The organism is Nocardioides cynanchi (assembly GCF_008761635.1).
Classification (GTDB): Bacteria; Actinomycetota; Actinomycetes; order Propionibacteriales; family Nocardioidaceae; genus Nocardioides; species Nocardioides cynanchi.
Window position 1 is genome coordinate 718,751 of record NZ_CP044344.1, and the last position, 18,647, is coordinate 737,397.

Annotated in this window: 16 protein-coding genes; all 16 read left to right on the forward strand. The window is 70.1% G+C overall.

Going from position 1 to position 18,647, the window contains the following annotated elements:
* Positions 1 to 4 precede the first annotated feature (4 nt).
* Complete coding sequence (locus tag E3N83_RS03780) at positions 5 to 715, forward strand: MBL fold metallo-hydrolase (protein WP_151082041.1); 711 nt, start codon at positions 5 to 7, stop codon at positions 713 to 715.
* A gap of 2 nt (positions 716 to 717) precedes the next feature.
* Positions 718 to 2,076, forward strand: coding sequence for a histidine--tRNA ligase (gene hisS, locus E3N83_RS03785; RefSeq protein ID WP_151082042.1), 1,359 nt, complete (start codon positions 718 to 720; stop codon positions 2,074 to 2,076).
* Entirely contained in the window at positions 2,073 to 3,851 is a 1,779-nt protein-coding gene (aspS, locus tag E3N83_RS03790) for an aspartate--tRNA ligase (RefSeq protein WP_151082043.1), read from the forward strand. The genes hisS and aspS overlap by 4 nt, the downstream gene beginning before the upstream one ends.
* A 155-nt stretch (positions 3,852 to 4,006) precedes the next feature.
* Positions 4,007 to 5,029, forward strand: a complete 1,023-nt coding sequence (locus E3N83_RS03795) for an ABC transporter permease (protein ID WP_202879314.1) — start codon at positions 4,007 to 4,009, stop codon at positions 5,027 to 5,029.
* A gap of 86 nt (positions 5,030 to 5,115) precedes the next feature.
* Complete coding sequence (locus E3N83_RS03800; RefSeq protein ID WP_191907931.1) at positions 5,116 to 6,852, forward strand: ABC transporter substrate-binding protein; 1,737 nt, start codon at positions 5,116 to 5,118, stop codon at positions 6,850 to 6,852.
* 109 nt (positions 6,853 to 6,961) lie between these two features.
* Complete coding sequence (locus E3N83_RS03805; protein ID WP_151082045.1) at positions 6,962 to 7,972, forward strand: ABC transporter permease; 1,011 nt, start codon at positions 6,962 to 6,964, stop codon at positions 7,970 to 7,972.
* An 82-nt stretch (positions 7,973 to 8,054) separates the two neighbouring features.
* The gene (locus E3N83_RS03810; protein WP_420371843.1) at positions 8,055 to 9,170 is read left to right on the forward strand and encodes an ABC transporter ATP-binding protein; all 1,116 of its coding nucleotides are present in this window, start codon (positions 8,055 to 8,057) and stop codon (positions 9,168 to 9,170) included.
* Between the two features lie 5 nt (positions 9,171 to 9,175).
* Positions 9,176 to 10,378 (forward strand): ABC transporter ATP-binding protein, encoded by a 1,203-nt coding sequence (locus E3N83_RS03815; RefSeq protein ID WP_151082047.1) that lies wholly within the window; start codon positions 9,176 to 9,178, stop codon positions 10,376 to 10,378.
* Between the two features lie 47 nt (positions 10,379 to 10,425).
* Positions 10,426 to 11,790, forward strand: a complete 1,365-nt coding sequence (locus E3N83_RS03820; RefSeq protein ID WP_420371836.1) for a replication-associated recombination protein A — start codon at positions 10,426 to 10,428, stop codon at positions 11,788 to 11,790.
* Positions 11,791 to 11,799: 9 nt separating this feature from the next.
* Entirely contained in the window at positions 11,800 to 12,291 is a 492-nt protein-coding gene (locus E3N83_RS03825) for a hypothetical protein (protein WP_151082048.1), read from the forward strand.
* The gene (locus E3N83_RS03830) at positions 12,288 to 12,587 is read left to right on the forward strand and encodes a DUF6167 family protein (RefSeq protein ID WP_191907932.1); all 300 of its coding nucleotides are present in this window, start codon (positions 12,288 to 12,290) and stop codon (positions 12,585 to 12,587) included. Before E3N83_RS03825 ends, E3N83_RS03830 begins: the two co-directional genes overlap by 4 nt.
* Positions 12,587 to 15,295 (forward strand): alanine--tRNA ligase, encoded by a 2,709-nt coding sequence (gene alaS, locus E3N83_RS03835; protein WP_151082049.1) that lies wholly within the window; start codon positions 12,587 to 12,589, stop codon positions 15,293 to 15,295. The genes E3N83_RS03830 and alaS overlap by 1 nt, the downstream gene beginning before the upstream one ends.
* Positions 15,296 to 15,300: 5 nt before the next feature.
* On the forward strand, positions 15,301 to 15,759 hold the full coding sequence (gene ruvX / locus E3N83_RS03840) for a Holliday junction resolvase RuvX (protein WP_151082050.1): 459 nt from the start codon (positions 15,301 to 15,303) through the stop codon (positions 15,757 to 15,759).
* Entirely contained in the window at positions 15,756 to 16,997 is a 1,242-nt protein-coding gene (mltG, locus tag E3N83_RS03845) for an endolytic transglycosylase MltG (RefSeq protein ID WP_151082051.1), read from the forward strand. The genes ruvX and mltG overlap by 4 nt, the downstream gene beginning before the upstream one ends.
* Positions 16,998 to 17,005: 8 nt before the next feature.
* The gene (locus E3N83_RS03850) at positions 17,006 to 17,827 is read left to right on the forward strand and encodes a shikimate dehydrogenase (RefSeq protein WP_151082052.1); all 822 of its coding nucleotides are present in this window, start codon (positions 17,006 to 17,008) and stop codon (positions 17,825 to 17,827) included.
* 9 nt (positions 17,828 to 17,836) lie between these two features.
* Positions 17,837 to 18,646 (forward strand): prepilin peptidase, encoded by an 810-nt coding sequence (locus tag E3N83_RS03855; RefSeq protein ID WP_151082053.1) that lies wholly within the window; start codon positions 17,837 to 17,839, stop codon positions 18,644 to 18,646.
* Position 18,647 lies beyond the last annotated feature (1 nt).

Genomic DNA, 18,647 nt, shown 5'->3' on the forward strand with positions numbered 1-18,647 from the left:
CCGAGTGCTGATCGCCGGGTTCCCTGCGGGTCCTTGGGCCGCCAACTGCTACGTCGTGGCCACCGGTCCGGGGGCCGAGTGTGTCGTCGTCGACCCCGGCAAGGACGCCGTGGACGGCGTCGCCGAGATCGTCCGCGAGCACCGGCTGAAGCCGGTCTCGGTCCTCCTCACGCACGGGCACATCGACCACGTCTGGTGCGTCGTACCGGTCGCAGGCGCCTACGACGCCACCGCCTGGCTGCACCCCTCCGACCGGCACCTCCTGAAGGACCCGATGGCCGGCATCTCCCCGGAGTCCGCGGCGATGATGCTCGGCTCGGGCTACTCCTTCGCCGAGCCCGACGACGTCGCCGAGCTGGCCGACGGGCAGCGCCTCGAGCTCGCGGGGCTGCACTTCGAGGTCGACCACACGCCGGGCCACACGGAGGGCTCGGTGACCTTCCGCACGGCGTACCAGCGCGACGACGTCTCGGAGGTGATGTTCGCCGGCGACCTGCTGTTCGCGGGCTCGATCGGGCGCAGCGACCTGCCCGGTGGCGACCACGCCACGATGATGGAGACGTTACGGACCAAGGTGCTGACGCTGCCCGACGACGTCGTGGTGCTGCCCGGCCACGGCGAGCAGACCTCGATCGGTCGCGAGCGTGCCACCAACCCCTTCCTGCAGGACCTCGCCGGCGACGGTGCGGCCCCGCAGGTCACCCGAGGACTCTGACGATGAGCAAGCCCACGCCGCTGAGCGGCTTTCCCGAGCTGCTGCCCGCGGCTCGCGTCGTCGAGCGCGAGGTGGTCGCCTCGATCTCCCGGACCTTCGAGCTGCACGGCTTCGCCAACATCGAGACCCGGGCGGTGGAGCCGCTGGAGCGCCTGGCCAAGGGCGGCGAGATCGACAAGGAGATCTACGTCCTGCGCCGCCTCCAGGCCGACGACTCCGCCGACGACACCGGTCTGGGCATGCACTTCGACCTGACCGTGCCGTTCGCCCGCTACGTGCTGGAGCACGCCGGCCACCTGGAGTTCCCGTTCCGCCGGTTCCAGATCCAGCCGGCCTGGCGGGGCGAGCGTCCGCAGGAGGGCCGCTACCGCCAGTTCACCCAGGCCGACATCGACATCGTGGGCCGCGACGAGCTCGCGTTCCACCACGACGTCGAGGTGGTCCGGGTGATGGTGCAGGCGCTGGGCGCCCTGCCCCTGCCCGCGTTGTCGTTCCAGGTGAACAACCGCAAGCTGATCCAGGGCTTCTACCGCGGCCTCGGCATCCCCGACGTGACCGCGGCGATCCGGGCGATCGACAAGCTCGACAAGCTGCCCGCGGAAGCGGTGGCGGCGCTGCTGGTCGAGCAGGCAGGGGCGAGCGCCGAGCAGGCCGAACGCTGCCTGGAGCTGGCCGGCATCCGCGTCGCCGACGCGTCGCTGGTCGAGCGGGTTCGGGCGCTCGGGGTCGCAGACGAGCTCCTCGACCGCGGCCTCGCGGAGCTGTCCGCGGTGCTCGAGGGCTGCGCCGACGTGGTCGACGACCACGTGACCGTCGAGGCCAACCTGCGGATCGCGCGTGGGCTCGACTACTACACCGGCACGGTGGTCGAGATCTTCATGCGCGGCTACGAGCGGCTGAAGTCGGTGGGCGGCGGGGGGCGCTACGACGCCCTGGCCAGCGACGGGCGTACGACGTACCCCGGCGTCGGCATCTCGTTCGGCGTCTCCCGCACGCTGCTGCCGTTGATCGCCGAGGGCGTGCTCGGCGGCAGCCGGGCGGTGCCCAGCGCGGTGCTGGTGGCCCTGACCGACGAGGACAGCAGGCCCGCGGCGCAGGGCGTGGCCGACGCGCTGCGGCAGCGGGGGATCCCCTGTGAGGTGGCCACCAGCCCCCAGAGGTTCGGCAAGCAGATCCGCACCGCGGAGCGTCGCGGCATCCCGTTCGTCTGGTTCCTCCAGGCCGACGGCACCTCGCAGGTCAAGGACATCCGGTCCGGCGACCAGATCGAGGCCGACCCCACTGCCTGGACCCCGCCCGACGGGGACCTGCGGCCCACGATCGTGACCAGCTCGACCCACACCGAGGAGAATTCCCTGTGATCCGCACGCACGACGCCGGAACGCTGACCGCTGCCAACGTCGGGGAGACGGTCACCCTGGCCGGGTGGGTGGCTCGTCGCCGCGACCACGGTGGCGTCGCGTTCATCGACCTGCGGGAGGCCAGCGGGGTCGCGCAGGTGGTGATCCGCGACGAGTCGGTGGCGCACAGCCTGCGCAGCGAGTTCTGCCTGAAGGTGGTCGGCGAGGTGGCCCTGCGACCCGAGGGCAACGCCAACCCCAACCTCGCCTCGGGCGAGATCGAGGTGATCGCGACCGAGGTGGAGGTGCTCAGCGCGAGTGCCGTCCTCCCGTTCCCAATCGACGACGCCGGATCGCAGAAGGGCGGCGACGTGGGGGAGGAGGCCCGGTTGCGGCACCGCTACCTCGACCTGCGCCGCAGCGGCCCCGCCGCCGCGATCCGCCTGCGCAGCAAGGTGAACAAGGCCGCCCGCGACGTCCTCGATGCGCACCGGTTCGTCGAGATCGAGACCCCGACCCTGACCCGGTCCACGCCGGAGGGTGCCCGCGACTTCCTGGTGCCTGCTCGCCTCCAGCCCGGCTCCTGGTACGCCCTGCCGCAGAGCCCCCAGCTGTTCAAGCAGCTGCTGATGGTGGCCGGCATGGAGCGCTACTTCCAGATCGCGCGCTGCTACCGCGACGAGGACTTCCGGGCGGACCGGCAGCCGGAGTTCACCCAGCTCGACATCGAGATGAGCTTCGTCGACCAGGACGACGTGCTCGCCGTCGCCGAGGACGTCCTGGTCGCCCTCTGGCGCCTGATCGGGTACGACGTGCCGGTGCCGCTGCCCCGGATGACCTACGCCGAGGCGATGGCGCGATTCGGCTCGGACAAGCCCGACCTGCGGATGGGCCTGGAGCTCGTCGACTGCACGACGTACTTCGCCGACACGGAGTTCCGCGTCTTCCAGGCGCCCTACGTCGGGGCAGTGGTGATGCCCGGGGGAGGCGACCAGCCGCGCCGGCAGTTCGACGCGTGGCAGGAGTGGGCCAAGCAGCGGGGCGCGCGCGGGCTCGCCTACGTCACGGTCGGCGCCGACGGTGAGCTCGGGGGCCCGGTCGCCAAGAACCTCAGCGAGGCCGAGCGCGCCGGCCTGGCCGCCCACACCGGCGCCGGGCCGGGTGACTGCGTCTTCTTCGCCGCCGGACCCGTCAAGTCCAGCCGCGCCCTGCTCGGGGCCGCGCGGCTCGAGATCGGTCGCCGTGGCGGCCTGATCGACGAGGACGCCTGGAGCTTCCTGTGGGTCGTCGACGCACCCCTGTTCGAGCCGGCCGACGAGGCCACCGCGGCAGGTGACGTGGCGGTGGGCAGCGGCCAGTGGACGGCGGTCCACCATGCCTTCACCTCGCCGCAGGACCTCGAGACCTTCGACCGGGACCCCGGCAGCGCCCTGGCCTGGGCCTACGACATCGTCTGCAACGGCAACGAGATCGGCGGTGGCTCGATCCGTATCCACCGCAGCGACATCCAGAAGCGGGTCTTCGCGGTGATGGGGCTTCCCGAGGACGAGGCCCAGGAGAAGTTCGGGTTCCTGCTCGACGCGTTCGCGTTCGGCGCGCCGCCCCACGGCGGCATCGCCTTCGGCTGGGACCGGATCGTGGCCCTGCTGGCCGGTGCCGACTCGATCCGCGACGTGATCGCCTTCCCGAAGTCCGGTGGCGGGTTCGACCCGCTCACCGCTGCCCCGGCCCCGATCACGCCGGAGCAGCGACGCGAGGCGGGCATCGACGCCCGCCCGGCGGTGCCCACCCCCTGAGACAGAATCGTTACCTCGGGGCGCGTCGAAATCAGTTGACGGTGCCTTAGAGTCCGTTTCGGTCCAGGTGCTGCGGTCCGCCTCACCCGGCGGAGGCCCAGCAGGGTCATCAGCGGCACGGAACGATCTTTCCAAGGCGCGGCGAAAGGGAGCCCATGGGCATCAGCGCGACAGAACTGGCCGAAGCGCCGACAGGCTCACACGAACAGCCCGAAGGCAAGAAGCTCGCAGGCCGGTCGCCGACGCAGATCGCCCTCCAGCGCCTCCGCAAGGACAAGCTCGCCGTCGTCTGCGGGATCATCGTCCTGCTGATGATCCTGGCCGCTGTCTTCGCGCCTGTGATCTGCAACATCCTCAACATCTACCCGACCACCGCCACGATCCCCTACGACCCGAGCAAGGTGCTCCACTTCGGCGGCGCGTCGTTCGGGCTCCCGAAGCAGGGGCCGCCGGAGCACGGCTACTGGGCGGCGCACCCGCTCGGCCTGGCGCCGGGCACCGCCGTCGACAACCTCGCCCGTCTCCTCTACGGCCTGCGTACGTCGTTGCTCGTCGCCTCGATCGCGACCATCGCCAGCATCCTGATCGGTGTCGTGCTCGGACTGATCGCCGGCTTCTCCCGCGGCTGGCTCGACCGGATCATCATGTTCGTCACCGACCTGTTCCTGTCGTTCCCCTTCATCCTGGGTGCGCTGGCGATGGCGCCGATCCTCGTGGCCCACTTCCAGCACAACCTGAACACCCTGGCCCGGGTGCAGCTCTTCTCGCTGATCTTCATCCTGGTGATCTTCGGCTGGATGGGCCTGACCCGACTGATCCGTGGCCAGGTGCTCTCCCTGCGCGAGCGTGAGTTCGTGATGGCCGCGCAGGTGATGGGCGTGCCCACCAGCCGGATCCTGTTCAAGGAGCTGCTGCCCAACCTCGTGGCCCCGATCGTGGTCGCCACCTCGCTCTCGCTGCCCGGCTACGTCACGGCCGAGGCCGGCCTGTCCTACCTCGGCATCGGCCTGACCGGCACCCCGTCCCTGGGGCAGACGATCAACGACGCGCAGAGCTACTGGCAGCAGTACCCGCTCTACCTCTGGGCCCCGGTGATCACGATCACCGTGCTGGTCCTGGCGCTCAACCTCCTCGGCGACTCGGTGCGAGACGCCTTCGACCCACGAACTCGCCGGTGATCGGTTCACCGGGAGAAATGCAACATCCACGGAAAGGGTGGGCTATGCGGTTCAAATCACCGTTGATTGCCATCTCCGCGGTCGGCATGTTGGCTCTGAGCGCCTGTGGCAGCTCCGGGTCTTCATCACCGGGCGCTGGAAATGGCGGGCAGGACAATGGCAAGCTCGGCGACACGGGCAACGGCCAGGACGCGACAGCCAAGGGCCCGGTCACCATTGCCGGCGCCAAGACGGGCGGCATCGTCACGGTGCTGACCCTGGGCGGTCTGACCACGACGATCGACCCGAGCGAGGTCTACTACACCGACACCTCGTCGATCCTGAGCGGTCTGATCACGCGGTCGCTGACGCAGTACAAGTACGACCCGGTCAAGAAGCAGATGATCCTGGTGCCCGACCTGGCCACCGACCTGGGCACGCCCAACGACTCCTACACCAAGTGGACGTTCACCATCCGTCCCGGTGTGAAGTGGGAGGACGGCTCGCCCGTCACCGCCAAGGAGGTCGCCTGGGGCATGACGCGGTGCATGGACGCCGCGACGTTCCCGACCGGCCCCTGCCAGTACTACTCCAACGTGTACTTCAAGGGCGGCTCGAGCTACAAGGGCCCGTACACCGACCCCGGTGCCAAGTACAAGGGCATCAAGGTCAACGGCTCGACCATCACCATCAACATGGCCAAGCCTTTCCCGGACATGCCGTACTGGGGCACCTTCCCGGCCAACGGCCCGATCCCGCTGGGCAAGTCGGCCTCGGACCCGAAGACCTACAAGAACCACCCGATGTCGACCGGTCCGTACATGATCAAGTCGTTCAGCCCGTCCAAGGAGCTGGTCCTGACGAAGAACCCGAACTGGGATGCTTCGACCGACCCGGCTCGCACGCAGTACCCCGACGGCTACGACTTCAAGCTGCAGCAGCAGTCGGAGAAGATCGACCAGATCCTGCTCGCCGACTCCGGCAACGGTCAGACCACGTTGACCTACGACGACCTGCTGGCGCCTGACTTCGCCAAGATGCAGTCGACTGCTCCGGACCGCCTGACCCTGGGTGGCACGCCGTGCACCTACTACTGGGCACCGGACAACCGGAAGATCACCGACAAGAAGGTGCGTGAGGCGCTCTCGTGGGCTTACCCCTACAAGAACAACATCCTCGCCGCCGGCCTGATCCCCGGAGTCAACGCCATCCCGGCGTCGAACCTGATGCCTCCGGGCCTGCCCGGTCGCACGCCGTACAACGTGACCGGTCGCAAGGGCTTCCAGACCGACGCCGCCAAGGCGCGCGAGCTGCTGAAGTCGGCCAACGCGTTGGGCTTCGAGATCAAGTTCCTGTTCCGGACCGATGACCCGATCAGCGTCAAGACCAAGGACTCCACGGTCAAGGCACTGACCCAGGCCGGCTTCAAGGCCACCCCGGTGCCCACGACCACGGCCGACTACGTCGCGGCGCGGGACAACACCACCGAGGACATCAACGTCCGCTCCGCGGGCTGGTGCTCGGACTGGCCGTCGGGCTCGACCTGGCTGCCGACCCTGTACGGGTCGACCAACCCGGACACCACGAAGTCCTTCGGTACCAACTACACGGCGTTCTCGAACAAGTCCGTGGACAACAAGATGAACGCCATCCAGAGCCTGCCGCTCGACCAGCAGGCCGCTGCGTGGAACAGCTTGGACAAGCAGATCGCAACGAAGTACTTCCCGCTGTTCCCGACCTACTACACCGGTATCGCCCAGGCCCATGGATCGAAGATCATGGGCGACAACGACGACAACACCCTGGGTATGCCGACCTGGAAGAACATCTGGATCTCTCAGTAAGTTCCTCCGACAGGTCGGTCACCTGACCGGCCAGGTCATCAAGGGTGGTGGGGTGCGGCACAGCCGCACCCCACCACCTCCCGCCTGAAATCACGCTAGGAAGCCAGGGATGACTGGATTCATCGTTCGCCGGGTTCTCACCTCGATCCTCGTGGTCATCCTGACCTCGATCTTCGTGTTCGTGCTGTTCTTCAAGGGGCTCGGCGACAGTCCCGCCCGCAACTACTGCGAGAAGCTCGGGCCGGGCAAGTGCACCGCTCAGAAGCTCGACTCGATCAAGCAGCAGATGGGCTTCGACAAGTCCGTGGCCTACAACTACGGCGTGTGGGCCAAGGGCGTCTTCGTCGGCCGCGACAACGTCTACGTCGACGGCAAGCTCTACAAGTGCCCGGCTCCGTGCCTGGGCATCTCGATCAACACCCAGAACACCGTGTGGAGCGAGCTGAAGCAGAAGTACCCCGCAACCATCACCCTCGCGGTGGGTGGCGCCTCGATCTATCTCGTGCTCGGTGTCCTGCTCGGCGCCCTGGCCGCCCGATGGCGGGGTACCGCCGCGGACCGGGTGCTCGTCGGCAGCACCTTGATCGTCTCGGCGATCCCCTTCTACCTGGTGGCGCTGCTGGCGTGGATCTACCTGTCCCTGCAGCTGAAGATCTTCCCGACCACCGGCTACTACCCGATCACCCAGAACCCGGGCAAGACGATCTCCTGGATGATGCTGCCCTGGCTCGTGATCGGCCTGACCAACTGCACGTCGTACGCGCGGTTCACACGAGGCCAGATGGTGGAGACCCTCAACGAGGACTACATCCGGACCGCCATGTCCAAGGGGGTGAAGACCAACCGGGTGCTGTTCAAGCACGCCCTGCGAGCGGCGATCGTCCCGGTGATCACGATCTTCGGCCTGGACTTCGCGACGCTGCTCGCCGGCACCATCTTCACCGAGCGGATCTTCGACATCGACGGCATCGGAAAATGGAGCCTCGACGCGCTCTCGACGCCCATCGACCTCCAGGTGATCAGCGCAGGTGTGCTGGTCAGCTCGGTCCTGATCGTCGTCGCCAACCTGCTCGTCGACATCTTCTACAGCTTCCTGGACCCGCGGGTCAGCGTCGCGTGAGCGCCGTGCTTGACTGCTCGCTTCCCGGCACTCCGAACGAGGTCTCGACATGACGGCAGACACCACCGCGCGCCCCGACGACATGGCGGCGCCGGTCAACCCGAACGACCCCTTCCTGGTCGTGGAGAACCTCACGGTGAAGTTCCCCACCCACGACGGCCTGGTGCAGGCGGTCACGGACCTCTCGTTCACCGTCGAGCGCGGCAAGACGCTCGGCATCGTGGGCGAGTCGGGGTCCGGCAAGAGCGTCTCGTCGATGGCGGTGCTCGGGCTGCACGACCCCAAGCACACCCGCCTGTCCGGCTCGATCCGGGTCGACGGTTTCGAGGTGATCGGCGCGTCGGAGGACCGGATGCGCAAGATCCGCGGCAACGACGTCGCGATGATCTTCCAGGACGCCCTGACCGCCCTGCATCCCTTCTACACGATCGGTGACCAGATCTCCGAGGGCTACCGCATCCACCACAAGGTCTCCAAGGCCGATGCGAAGAAGCGCGCGGTGGAGATGCTCGACCGGGTCGGGATCCCGCAGGCCGTGCGCCGCGTGGACGACTACCCGCACCAGTTCTCCGGCGGGATGCGGCAGCGCGCGATGATCGCGATGGCGCTGGTCAACGACCCCCAGCTGCTGATCGCGGACGAGCCGACCACCGCACTCGACGTCACCGTGCAGGCCCAGATCCTCGACCTGCTCCAGGACCTCCAGCGCGAGTTCAACTCGGCGGTCATCATCATCACCCACGACCTGGGAGTGGTGGCCGAGATGGCCGACCAGACGATGGTGATGTACGGCGGTCGCACGGTCGAGTACGGCGCCACGCGCGAGATCCTGACCCACCCCGAGATGCCGTACACCTGGGGCCTCCTGGGCAGCATCCCCGAGGTCGCCGGCGACGCCAACGTGCGCCTGATCCCGATCCCCGGCACCCCGCCCAGCCTGCTCAACCCGCCGAGCGGTTGCTCCTTCCATCCGCGGTGCCCGCACATGGACAAGGTGCCCGGCGACCTGTGCCGCACCACCCTTCCCGAGCTGGTCCCCGGTGACCGCGGCGACAACCACTTGAAGCGCTGCCACCTCGCGAACCCCGGTGAGATCTACACTGAGGAGGTTCTGCCCGAGATCGCACCCGACCTCATCGATCCGGAGACTGGTGAGATGATTCCGGAACTGGCTGCCGTCGACCCCGAGGACATGTGAGCACGATGAGCACCGCGAGCAACCATGACGTCGAGCATGCCCCGGGTCAGACCGCGGCATCCGTCGGCAACAACACCCTCCTCGAGGTCCGCGACCTGAAGAAGTACTTCCCGGTGAAGTCGGGGGGTGTCATCCGCCGCACGGTCGCCCACGTGCAGGCCGTGGACGGCATCTCGTTCACCCTCAACAAGGGGGAGTCGCTGGGCCTGGTCGGTGAGTCCGGCTGTGGCAAGACCACGACCGGCCGGCTGATCACCCGCCTCTACGACCCCACCTCGGGCGTGATCGACTTCGAGGGCACCGACATCTCGGGCCTCTCGCGCCGGCAGATGATGCCGATCCGCAGCGAGATCCAGATGATCTTCCAGGACCCCTACTCCTCGCTGAACCCGCGGCACACGGTCGGCACGATCGTCGGCACCCCGCTGCGCGTGCACAACATGGTGCCGGAGAAGAAGGTGCTCTCCCGGGTCCAGGAGCTGCTCGAGGTGGTCGGCCTGAACCCCGAGCATTACAACCGCTATCCCAGCGAGTTCTCCGGCGGCCAGCGGCAACGGATCGGCATCGCCCGCGCGCTCGCCCTCCAGCCCAAGCTGCTGGTGGCCGACGAGCCGGTCTCCGCGCTCGACGTGTCGATCCAGGCCCAGGTCGTCAACCTCCTGCGCGACGTGCAGGAGGAGTTCGGCATCGCCTTCCTCTTCATCGCCCACGACCTCGCGGTCGTGCGTCACTTCTGCCCCGACGTCGCGGTGATGTACCTCGGCAAGATCGTCGAGATCGGCGACCGCGAGACGATCTACGAGCGGCCCCACCACCCCTACACCCAGGCCCTGCTCTCCGCGGCTCCCGACGTGAAGCAGGCCGCCATCGGCGGCCGCCGCGAGCGGATCCGCCTCGAGGGCGACGTCCCGTCGCCGATCAACCCGCCGAGCGGCTGCCGCTTCCGTACCCGCTGCTGGATGGCCCAGGAGATCTGCGCCAAGCAGGAGCCGCCCCTGATGCAGATCGGCAAGAAGCACAAGGTGGCCTGCCACTTCGCCGGTGAGTACGGCGAGCACCCGACGCGTCCGGTCACCGCGACCCTGCTCGGTGTCGATGACGCCGGCAACCCCGACCCCACCGCCGCGCCGGTGACCGACGTCCACGACCAGCCCGGCTTCGCCGACACGTGGTTCGACCTCAAGGGCGGTTCCACCACGTCGGCCTGACCGCAGCGGCGTCGGGGCGGTCGACGGCCCGCCGTACGCTGCACCCCGTGGACGAGCTCTTCGACGCCGAGGCCCTGCGGCCGGCCCCTCCGGTGACCCCCGGGGCGGGCTCGTTGCAGGCCAACACCCATGCGTCGGCCCCGCTCGCGGTCCGGATGCGGCCGCGCACGCTCGACGAGCTGGTGGGTCAGCCGCAGCTGCGAGCGGAGGGCTCGCCGCTGCGCCAGCTGATCGAGGGAGGCAAGGCGCTCTCGCTGTTGCTGTGGGGTCCGCCCGGCACCGGCAAGACCACCATCGCCGCCATCGTCAGTGGTACGACGGACCGTGCCTTCGTGGAGGTGTCGGCCGTCTCGGCCGGCGTCAAGGAGGTCCGGGCGGCGATCGAGCAGGCCCGGTCCGACCTGACCCACCGCGGCCGCGAGACCGTGCTGTTCGTCGACGAGGTGCACCGCTTCAGCAAGGCCCAGCAGGACGCGCTGCTGCCCGGGGTCGAAAACCGCTGGGTCACCCTGGTGGCGGCCACGACCGAGAACCCGTTCTTCTCGGTGATCTCCCCGCTGCTCTCGCGCAGCCTGCTGCTTCAGCTGGACCCCCTCACCGACGCTGACATCGCCGAGGTGATCGGCCATGCGCTCAGCGACGAGCGCGGGCTCGGCGGCGCGCTCACGCTCGACGACGACGCCCGCGACCACCTGGTCCGGCTGGCCGGCGGAGACGCCCGCCGGGCCCTGACCTACCTCGAGGCCGCTGCCGGCGCCGCGGGTGTCACCGGCGGTGCGGTGATCGACCTGGCGACCGCCGAGACCGCGGTCGACCGCGCCGCCGTGCGCTACGACCGGCAGGGCGACCAGCACTACGACGTGATCTCGGCCTTCATCAAGTCGCTGCGCGGCTCCGACGCCGACGCGGCGCTGCACTACCTGGCCCGGATGTTCGAGGCGGGGGAGGACCCACGCTTCATCGCCCGGCGCCTGGTGGTCCTGGCCAGCGAGGACATCGGCCTGGCCGACCCGACGGCGCTCACCACGGCGGTCGCGGCAGCCCAGGCGGTCCAGCTGATCGGGATGCCCGAGGCCAGGCTCAACCTGGCGCAGGCCACCATCGCCCTGGCGGTTGCGCCCAAGTCCAACGCGGTGATCAAGGCGATCGAGGCGGCCAGCGCCGACGTCCGGGCCGGCAAGATCGGGCAGGTGCCGCCCCACCTGCGCGACGCGCACTACCAAGGGTCCAAGGCGCTCGGCCACGGCACGTCGTACACCTACAGCCACGACGCGCCGTACGGCATCGCCGAGCAGCAGTACGCGCCCGACGTGATCGCCGACGCGGAGTACTACCGGCCGACGGCGCTGGGCGCCGAGGCAGCCGTCAAGGAGCGCTGGGAGCGGATCCGGCGGATGATCCGCGGACGATAGGGTCGACCAGTGGGCAAGGACGTCGTCATGTGGATCGCCGTGGCCGGGCTGGCGCTGCTGTGCCTGGCGCTGCTCGCCACGTTGGTGGTGAGCCGGCGCGCGTGGTCGCGCGACGCCCACGCGGCACACGCGGAGCTCGGCGACCTGCGTGGCCGGGTCGAGGCGCTCGAGCACGCCCAGGGCGCCACGCCACGGACGTCGGTCCCGACCGAGTACCTCATCACCGGCCTCGGCGGCACCCCCGAGCCGGACCCGGCGCCGCCCGAGCGGATCGACGGGACGGTCTTCGCCGACACGGTGCTGCGCGAGACGGTGGTCAAGGCGGCCTCCCTGGCTCACGGCGTACGACGTGGGCTGGCGCCGGCGACCCGCAACCGGATCCGCTTCGAGATGAAGCAGGAGGTCCGACGCTCCCGCAAGCAGCGACGCACCGACCTCAAGGCGGCCCAGCGCGACCTGCACGCCCGCGAACGCCGGACGATGACGGGGGAGGCCTCATGAGGCGCGGCTTCTGGTTCGCGGCCGGTGCCGGAGCCGGTGCCTATGCCGTGGTCCGCGCCCGCCGGATGGCCGAGGTGTTCACCGCGGACGGGCTCTCCGACCGCTGGCACGCGCTGACCGTCGGCGCCCGGATGTTCCGCGACGAGGTCGCCCAGGGCCAGGCCGAGGCGGAATACGACTTGCGAGAGCGCTTCGGTCTGGTGCCTCATGGGCTACCCGAGCTCGTGGGCTCGAGCAGCACCACCACGACCGGTCCGCCGCTGGAGCGGCATCACGACGAGGAAGGCCAGAGCTGATGGACACCGCGGAGATCCGGCGACGGTTCGTGGCGCACTTCGAGCGGGCGGCCCACACGCCCGTCCCGTCGGCGTCGCTGCTGCTCGACGATCCCAACCTGCTGTTCGTCAACGCCGGCATGGTGCCGTTCAAGCCGTACTTCCTGGGCCAGGAGACCGCGCCGTACGACCGTGCTGTCAGCGTCCAGAAGTGCGTGCGCACCCCCGACATCGAGGACGTCGGCAAGACCACGCGGCACGGCACGTTCTTCGAGATGTGCGGCAACTTCTCCTTCGGCGACTACTTCAAGGAGGGTGCGATCGAGCTGGCCTGGGACCTGGTCACCCGCTCGCAGGCCGACGGGGGCTGGGGCATGGAGGAGAGCCGGCTGTGGCCGTCGATCCTGCACGGTGACGACGAGGCGCTGCACCTGTGGATGAAGATCACCGGGCTGCCCAGCGAGCGGATCGTCAAGCTCGGGCCGAAGGAGAACTACTGGTCGATGGGCGTGCCCGGGCCGGGCGGCCCGTGCTCGGAGATCCTCTACGACCGTGGTCCCGAGCACGGCCCCGACGGCGAGTTCGAGACCACCGACCGGATCGAGATGCCGACCAAGCTCGAGGACCGCTACCTCGAGATCTGGAACCTCGTGTTCATGCAGGACGAGCTGAGCGCGGTCCGGTCCAAGGAGGACTTCGACATCGTCGGCCCGCTGCCGAGGAAGAACATCGACACCGGGATGGGCCTGGAGCGGGTGGCCTACCTCCTCCAGGGCGTCGACAACATGTACGAGATCGACGTGATGTACCCCGTGATCGAGCGGGCCGCGGAGCTCACCGGACGGCGGTACGGCGGACCGGGCGGGCACGAGGACGACGTCAGGATGCGGGTGGTCGCCGACCATGTCCGCAGCTCCCTGATGCTGATCGCGGACGGCGTGACCCCGGGCAACGAGGGTCGTGGCTACGTGCTGCGCCGGCTGCTGCGGCGGGCCGTGCGCTCGATGCGGCTGCTGGGCACCGAGGACCGCGTCCTGCCCGAGCTGCTGCCGATCAGCCGCGACAAGATGGGGGAGACCTACACCCAGGTGCACCACGACTGGGAGCGGATCTCCCAGATCGCCTACGCCGAGGAGGACGCCTTCCGGCAGACGTTGCGGGCGGGCACCACGATCTTCGACCAGGCCGCCGCCGACGTGAAGAGCTCGGGCGAGACCGTGCTCAGTGGCGAGCGCGCGTTCGCGTTGCACGACACCTACGGCTTCCCGATCGACCTGACCCTCGAGATGGCTCAGGAGCAGGGGCTCGTCGTCGACGAGGTCGGTTTCCGGGAGCTGATGGGCCAGCAGCGCGACCGGGCCAAGGCCGATGCCCGCGCCAAGAAGGGCGCCCACGTCGACGCCACGGCGTACCGCCGGATCGCGGACTCCCTGGGCGCTCCGGTCGACTTCACCGGCTACCGCGAGGTGGTCAGCGAGGGCTCGGTCCGCGGGCTGGTCGCGGCCGGCGGGGTCGTCGAGTCCGCGCGTGAGGGCGACGAGGTCGAGCTGGTGCTGGACCGGACACCGTTCTACGCCGAGGGCGGCGGACAGCTGGCCGACCAGGGGGTGATCGAGCTCGACAACGGTGCCCGCCTCGAGGTCCGCGACGTGCAGTCGCCGATCCGGGGGCTGGTCGTGCACCGGGTCAAGGTGCTCAGCGGCGAGGTCACCCCCGGTGCAGCGGCCCACTCCGCGGTCGACGTCGAGCGGCGGCGCTCGATCTCGCGAGCCCACACCGCGACCCACATGGTCCACAAGGCGTTCCGTGAAGCCCTGGGGGAGACCGCGACCCAGGCCGGCTCGGAGAACGCGCCCGGCCGCTTCCGCTTCGACTTCTCCGCGTCCGGTGCCGTGCCGGCCACGGTGATGAGTGACGTCGAGGCTCGGGTCAACGACGTGATCCTCGACGACCTGAGCGTCCACGCGGAGACGATGAGCCAGGCCGAGGCGGTGAAGTCCGGCGCGATGGCGCTGTTCGGTGAGAAGTACGGCGACCAGGTGCGGGTGATCTCGGTCGGCGACTGGGCGCGCGAGCTGTGCGGCGGCACCCATGCCGGCCGCTCCGGCCAGCTCGGCGTGATCAAGCTGCTGGGCGAGTCGTCGATCGGCTCGGGCGTACGCCGCGTCGAGGCGCTGGTGGGCGCCGATGCCTACCGCTTCCTGGCCCGCGAGCACGTGCTCGTGGCGCAGCTGTCCGAGGCGCTCAAGACGCGCCCCGAGGACCTGCCCGAGCGGGTCAACGACATCGTGGAACGGCTCCGGGCCGCGGAGAAGGAGATCGAGAAGGTGCGCCTGGGTCAGCTCCTGGCCGGGGGCGCCGCGCTCGCCGACGACGCGGTCGACGTCGGAGGAGTGCGGCTGGTGGCCCATCGCGTCGACGGCGCGGGCGGGGCGGACGTGCGCAACCTGGCGCTCGACATCCGTGGCCGGCTGCCCCAGGAGCAGGCCGGCGCCGTACTGATCGTGGGTGTCGCCGACGGCAAGGTCGCGGTCGTGGCGGCGGTGAACGACGCGGGCCGGGCCCGCGGGGTCAGCGCCAACGACCTGGTCGGCGCCGTGGGGCCCCTCGTCGGCGGCCGCGGAGGCGGCAAGGACGACGTCGCGCAGGGTGGCGGCACCGACGCCTCGCGGATCGACGAGGCCCTTGCGGCCGCTCGGGCGACCGTCGCCCGCGCCACCCAGGGCTGAGCCGGGTGCGAGCCGGCGTACGTCTCGGAATCGACCCCGGCGACGCCCGGATCGGGGTGGCCCGCAGCGACCCCTCGGGCTTCCTGGCCAGCCCGGTCGAGACCGTGCGCCGGGGCAAGGGAGACCTGGCCCGGATCGCGCGGCTGGCCGGCGAGCAGGAGACGGTCGAGATCGTGGTCGGCCTGCCCCGCTCGCTGTCCGGGCGCGAAGGCCCGGCCGCGGAGCGGGTCCGGGCCTGGGCCGCCCAGCTCGCCGCACGGGTGGCGCCGATCCCGGTGCGACTTCACGACGAGCGACTGACGACCGTGTCGGCGGAGGCTATGCTGCGCGACCGGGGGAAGAAGGGCGCCTCACGGAGGGCCGTGGTCGACCAGGCTGCGGCGGTGCTCATCCTGCAGCACGCACTGGACACCGAGCGCACCACCGGCAGTCCATCCGGAGAGATCGTCAAGGGAGATCGATGAACGACGACCCGTTCGACCAGGATGTGGAGCGCCCGGACCCCGGCGCCGGCGAACCGGCGTACGACGGCGTGGTGCCCTACGACGGGACCGGCCAGGACGACCCGGCGGAGGGCGACGCGGAGCACGACCCCTACCTCCTCGGCGGGGCGCGCAAGAAGAAGCGCGGCTTCTCCGGTTGCCTGGCCGTGCTGGTGGCGCTCGCGGTGATCGTCGGCGGCGGCTACTTCGTGGGGAGCAAGGGCTTCCACTACCTCAAGGACCACCTGGGCTCGTCGGCCCCGGACTACCCGGGCCCGGGTCACGGCCACGTGCTGTTCCAGGTCAAGGACGGCGACACCGTCGGCGACATCGGCCGCTCGCTCAAGGCGCTCGGCGTCGTGGAGTCGGTCCAGGCCTTCAGCGACGCCTCGGGCGGCAAGACCTCGATCCAGGTCGGCTACTACGAGCTGAAGAAGAAGATGTCGGCCCAGGACGCCTTCGCGGTGCTGATCGACCCCAAGAACATCCTCACCACCACGGTGACCATCCCCGAGGGCCTGCGGGTGGCCGACATCCTGCCGATCCTGGCCGCGAAGACGAAGTTCCCCCTCTCGGCGTTCCAGTCGGCGCTGAAGGACACCTCGGCGCTCGGCCTGCCGTCGTACGCCAACGGCAACCCGGAGGGCTACCTCTTCCCGTCGACCTACGGCTTCGGACCCAAGGAGCAGCCGATCGACATGCTCACCGACATGGTGACCCGCTGGAAGCAGGCCGCCCAGGACGACGGGCTGGTGGCGGCTGCCTCGAAGCTGGGCAAGACCCCGGGCGAGCTGATGACCATCGCCAGCCTGGTCCAGGCCGAGGGGCGGGGCTCGGACATGCCGAAGATCGCACGCGTGATCTACAACCGGCTCGACGGTCCGGGCGACCAGGGCGGCACGAACGGTCTGCTCCAGATCGACGCCACCGTCAACTACGCCCTGCATCGCAAGGGCGTGGTCGCGGTGACCACGGCGGAGACGACGGGCACCCAGTCGCCGTACAACACCTACCTCAACCCGGGCCTGCCCCCGGGCCCGATCGACGCCCCCGGTGACGCCGCGATCAAGGCGGCGGCGAAGCCGGCGGCCGGGCCCTGGTACTACTACGTCACGGTGAACTTGAAGACCGGCGAGACGAAGTTCGCCACCACCTACGCGCAGTTCCTCCAGTACCGCGCCGAGTTCGACCAGTACTGCACGACGTCGGACGCCTGCTGAGCACCGGCATGCACTGCGCCGTGCTCGGGGACCCGATCGAGCACTCGCTGTCGCCAGTCCTGCACCGGGCGGCGTACGCCGCGCTCGGGCTGGACTGGACCTACGACGCGGTGCGGGTGCGCAGCGGCGGCGTGGCGGCGTTCCTGGACGGGCTCGACGCTTCGTGGCGCGGGTTGTCGCTGACCATGCCGCTCAAGCGGGAGGTGATGCCCCTGCTCACCTCGCGCGACTCCTGGGCGGTGGTGTCCGGTGCCGCGAACACCGTCCTGCTCGACGCCGGCGGCCGGCACGGGCTGAACACCGACGTGCCGGGCGCCATCGCCGCGATCCGGGAGGCGACCGATGCCCCGGTCGACCGGGCCCTGGTGCTCGGCGGTGGCGCGACCGCCGCCTCCACGCTGCTCGCTCTCGGTGAGCTGGGCTGCACCTCGGCGACGCTCCTCGTGCGCGATGCCGACCGCGCCCGCGAGACGGTCGAGACCGTGGCGCGGAGCGGTCGCCACCCGGCCGTCCGGGTCGAGCCGCTGTCCGACCTGGCCACGATCTCCGAGGCCCCGGCCGACATCCTCGTCTCCACGGTCCCGGCCGCGGCGCAGACGCCGGCGCTGCTCGAGGCCACCGCGGCGGTCCCCGTGGTCTTCGACGTGGTCTACGACCCGTGGCCGACCCCGCTCGTCGCCGCCGCCCGCGCGCAGGGCCGAACGGCGGTCACCGGGCTGGACCTGCTGCTGTGGCAGGCGGTCGACCAGGTCCGCGCGATGACCGGCCGCTTCGACGTGCCCGTCGACACGATGCGCGAAGCGGGCGTGCGGGCCCTCGCCACGCCCTAGGGTGCGGGCATGAGCTGGGTGGGACACCTGGACACCGCTGCGGTGTGCGCTGCCGCCGCAGGTGCGGCAACGCTGTGGATGCCGAGCCGGATCGCCGCCCTCGCGGAGCCTGAGCCCGAACCGGAGCCGACGCCCGAGGAGGTCGAGGCCCAGGCGGCGCGACGGCTGGCGCGCGAGGAGCGGGCGGCTCGTCAGGGCAAGACGCTCACGGTGCCGGAACCCGAGCCGCCCAAGGAGGCGTACGCCGACCTGGGGGCGCGCCCGGGTCTGGCCGTGCGGCTCGCCGTCGGGGCCGCGCTCTCGGGGATCGTGATCGGGCTCGGACTGGGATGGGACTGGTCGTTGGTCTACTGGGTCCCCCTGGTGCCCCTCGGGGTCGCGCTGGCGTTCGTCGACTGGAACACCCGGCTCCTGCCCACCGACCTGGTCCGCCCGGCGTACGTCATCGCGATCGTCGGAGTCGTCGTGGCCACGGTGGCCGAACGCGATCTGGTCGCGCTGGAGCGGGCGGCCCTCGGCTGGCTCGTCGCCGGTGGCCTGTACGCCGTCCTGTGGTTCATCTACCCGCCCGGACTCGGCTACGGCGACGTCCGGCTGGCCGGGGTGCTCGGGATCACCCTGGGCTACCTCGGCTGGGGTCCGCTGCTGGTCGGCCTGTACGCCGGCTTCCTGCTGGGCGGGGTGATCGGTGCGCTGCTGCGCGTGTTCAAGGTGGTCCGCCAGCGGCACGTGCCGTTCGGGCCGTTCATGCTGATCAGCGTGCTGGTGGCCATCGCGTGGGGCGAACCCCTCTGGAGCCACTTCGTGGTCACGGGGTGAG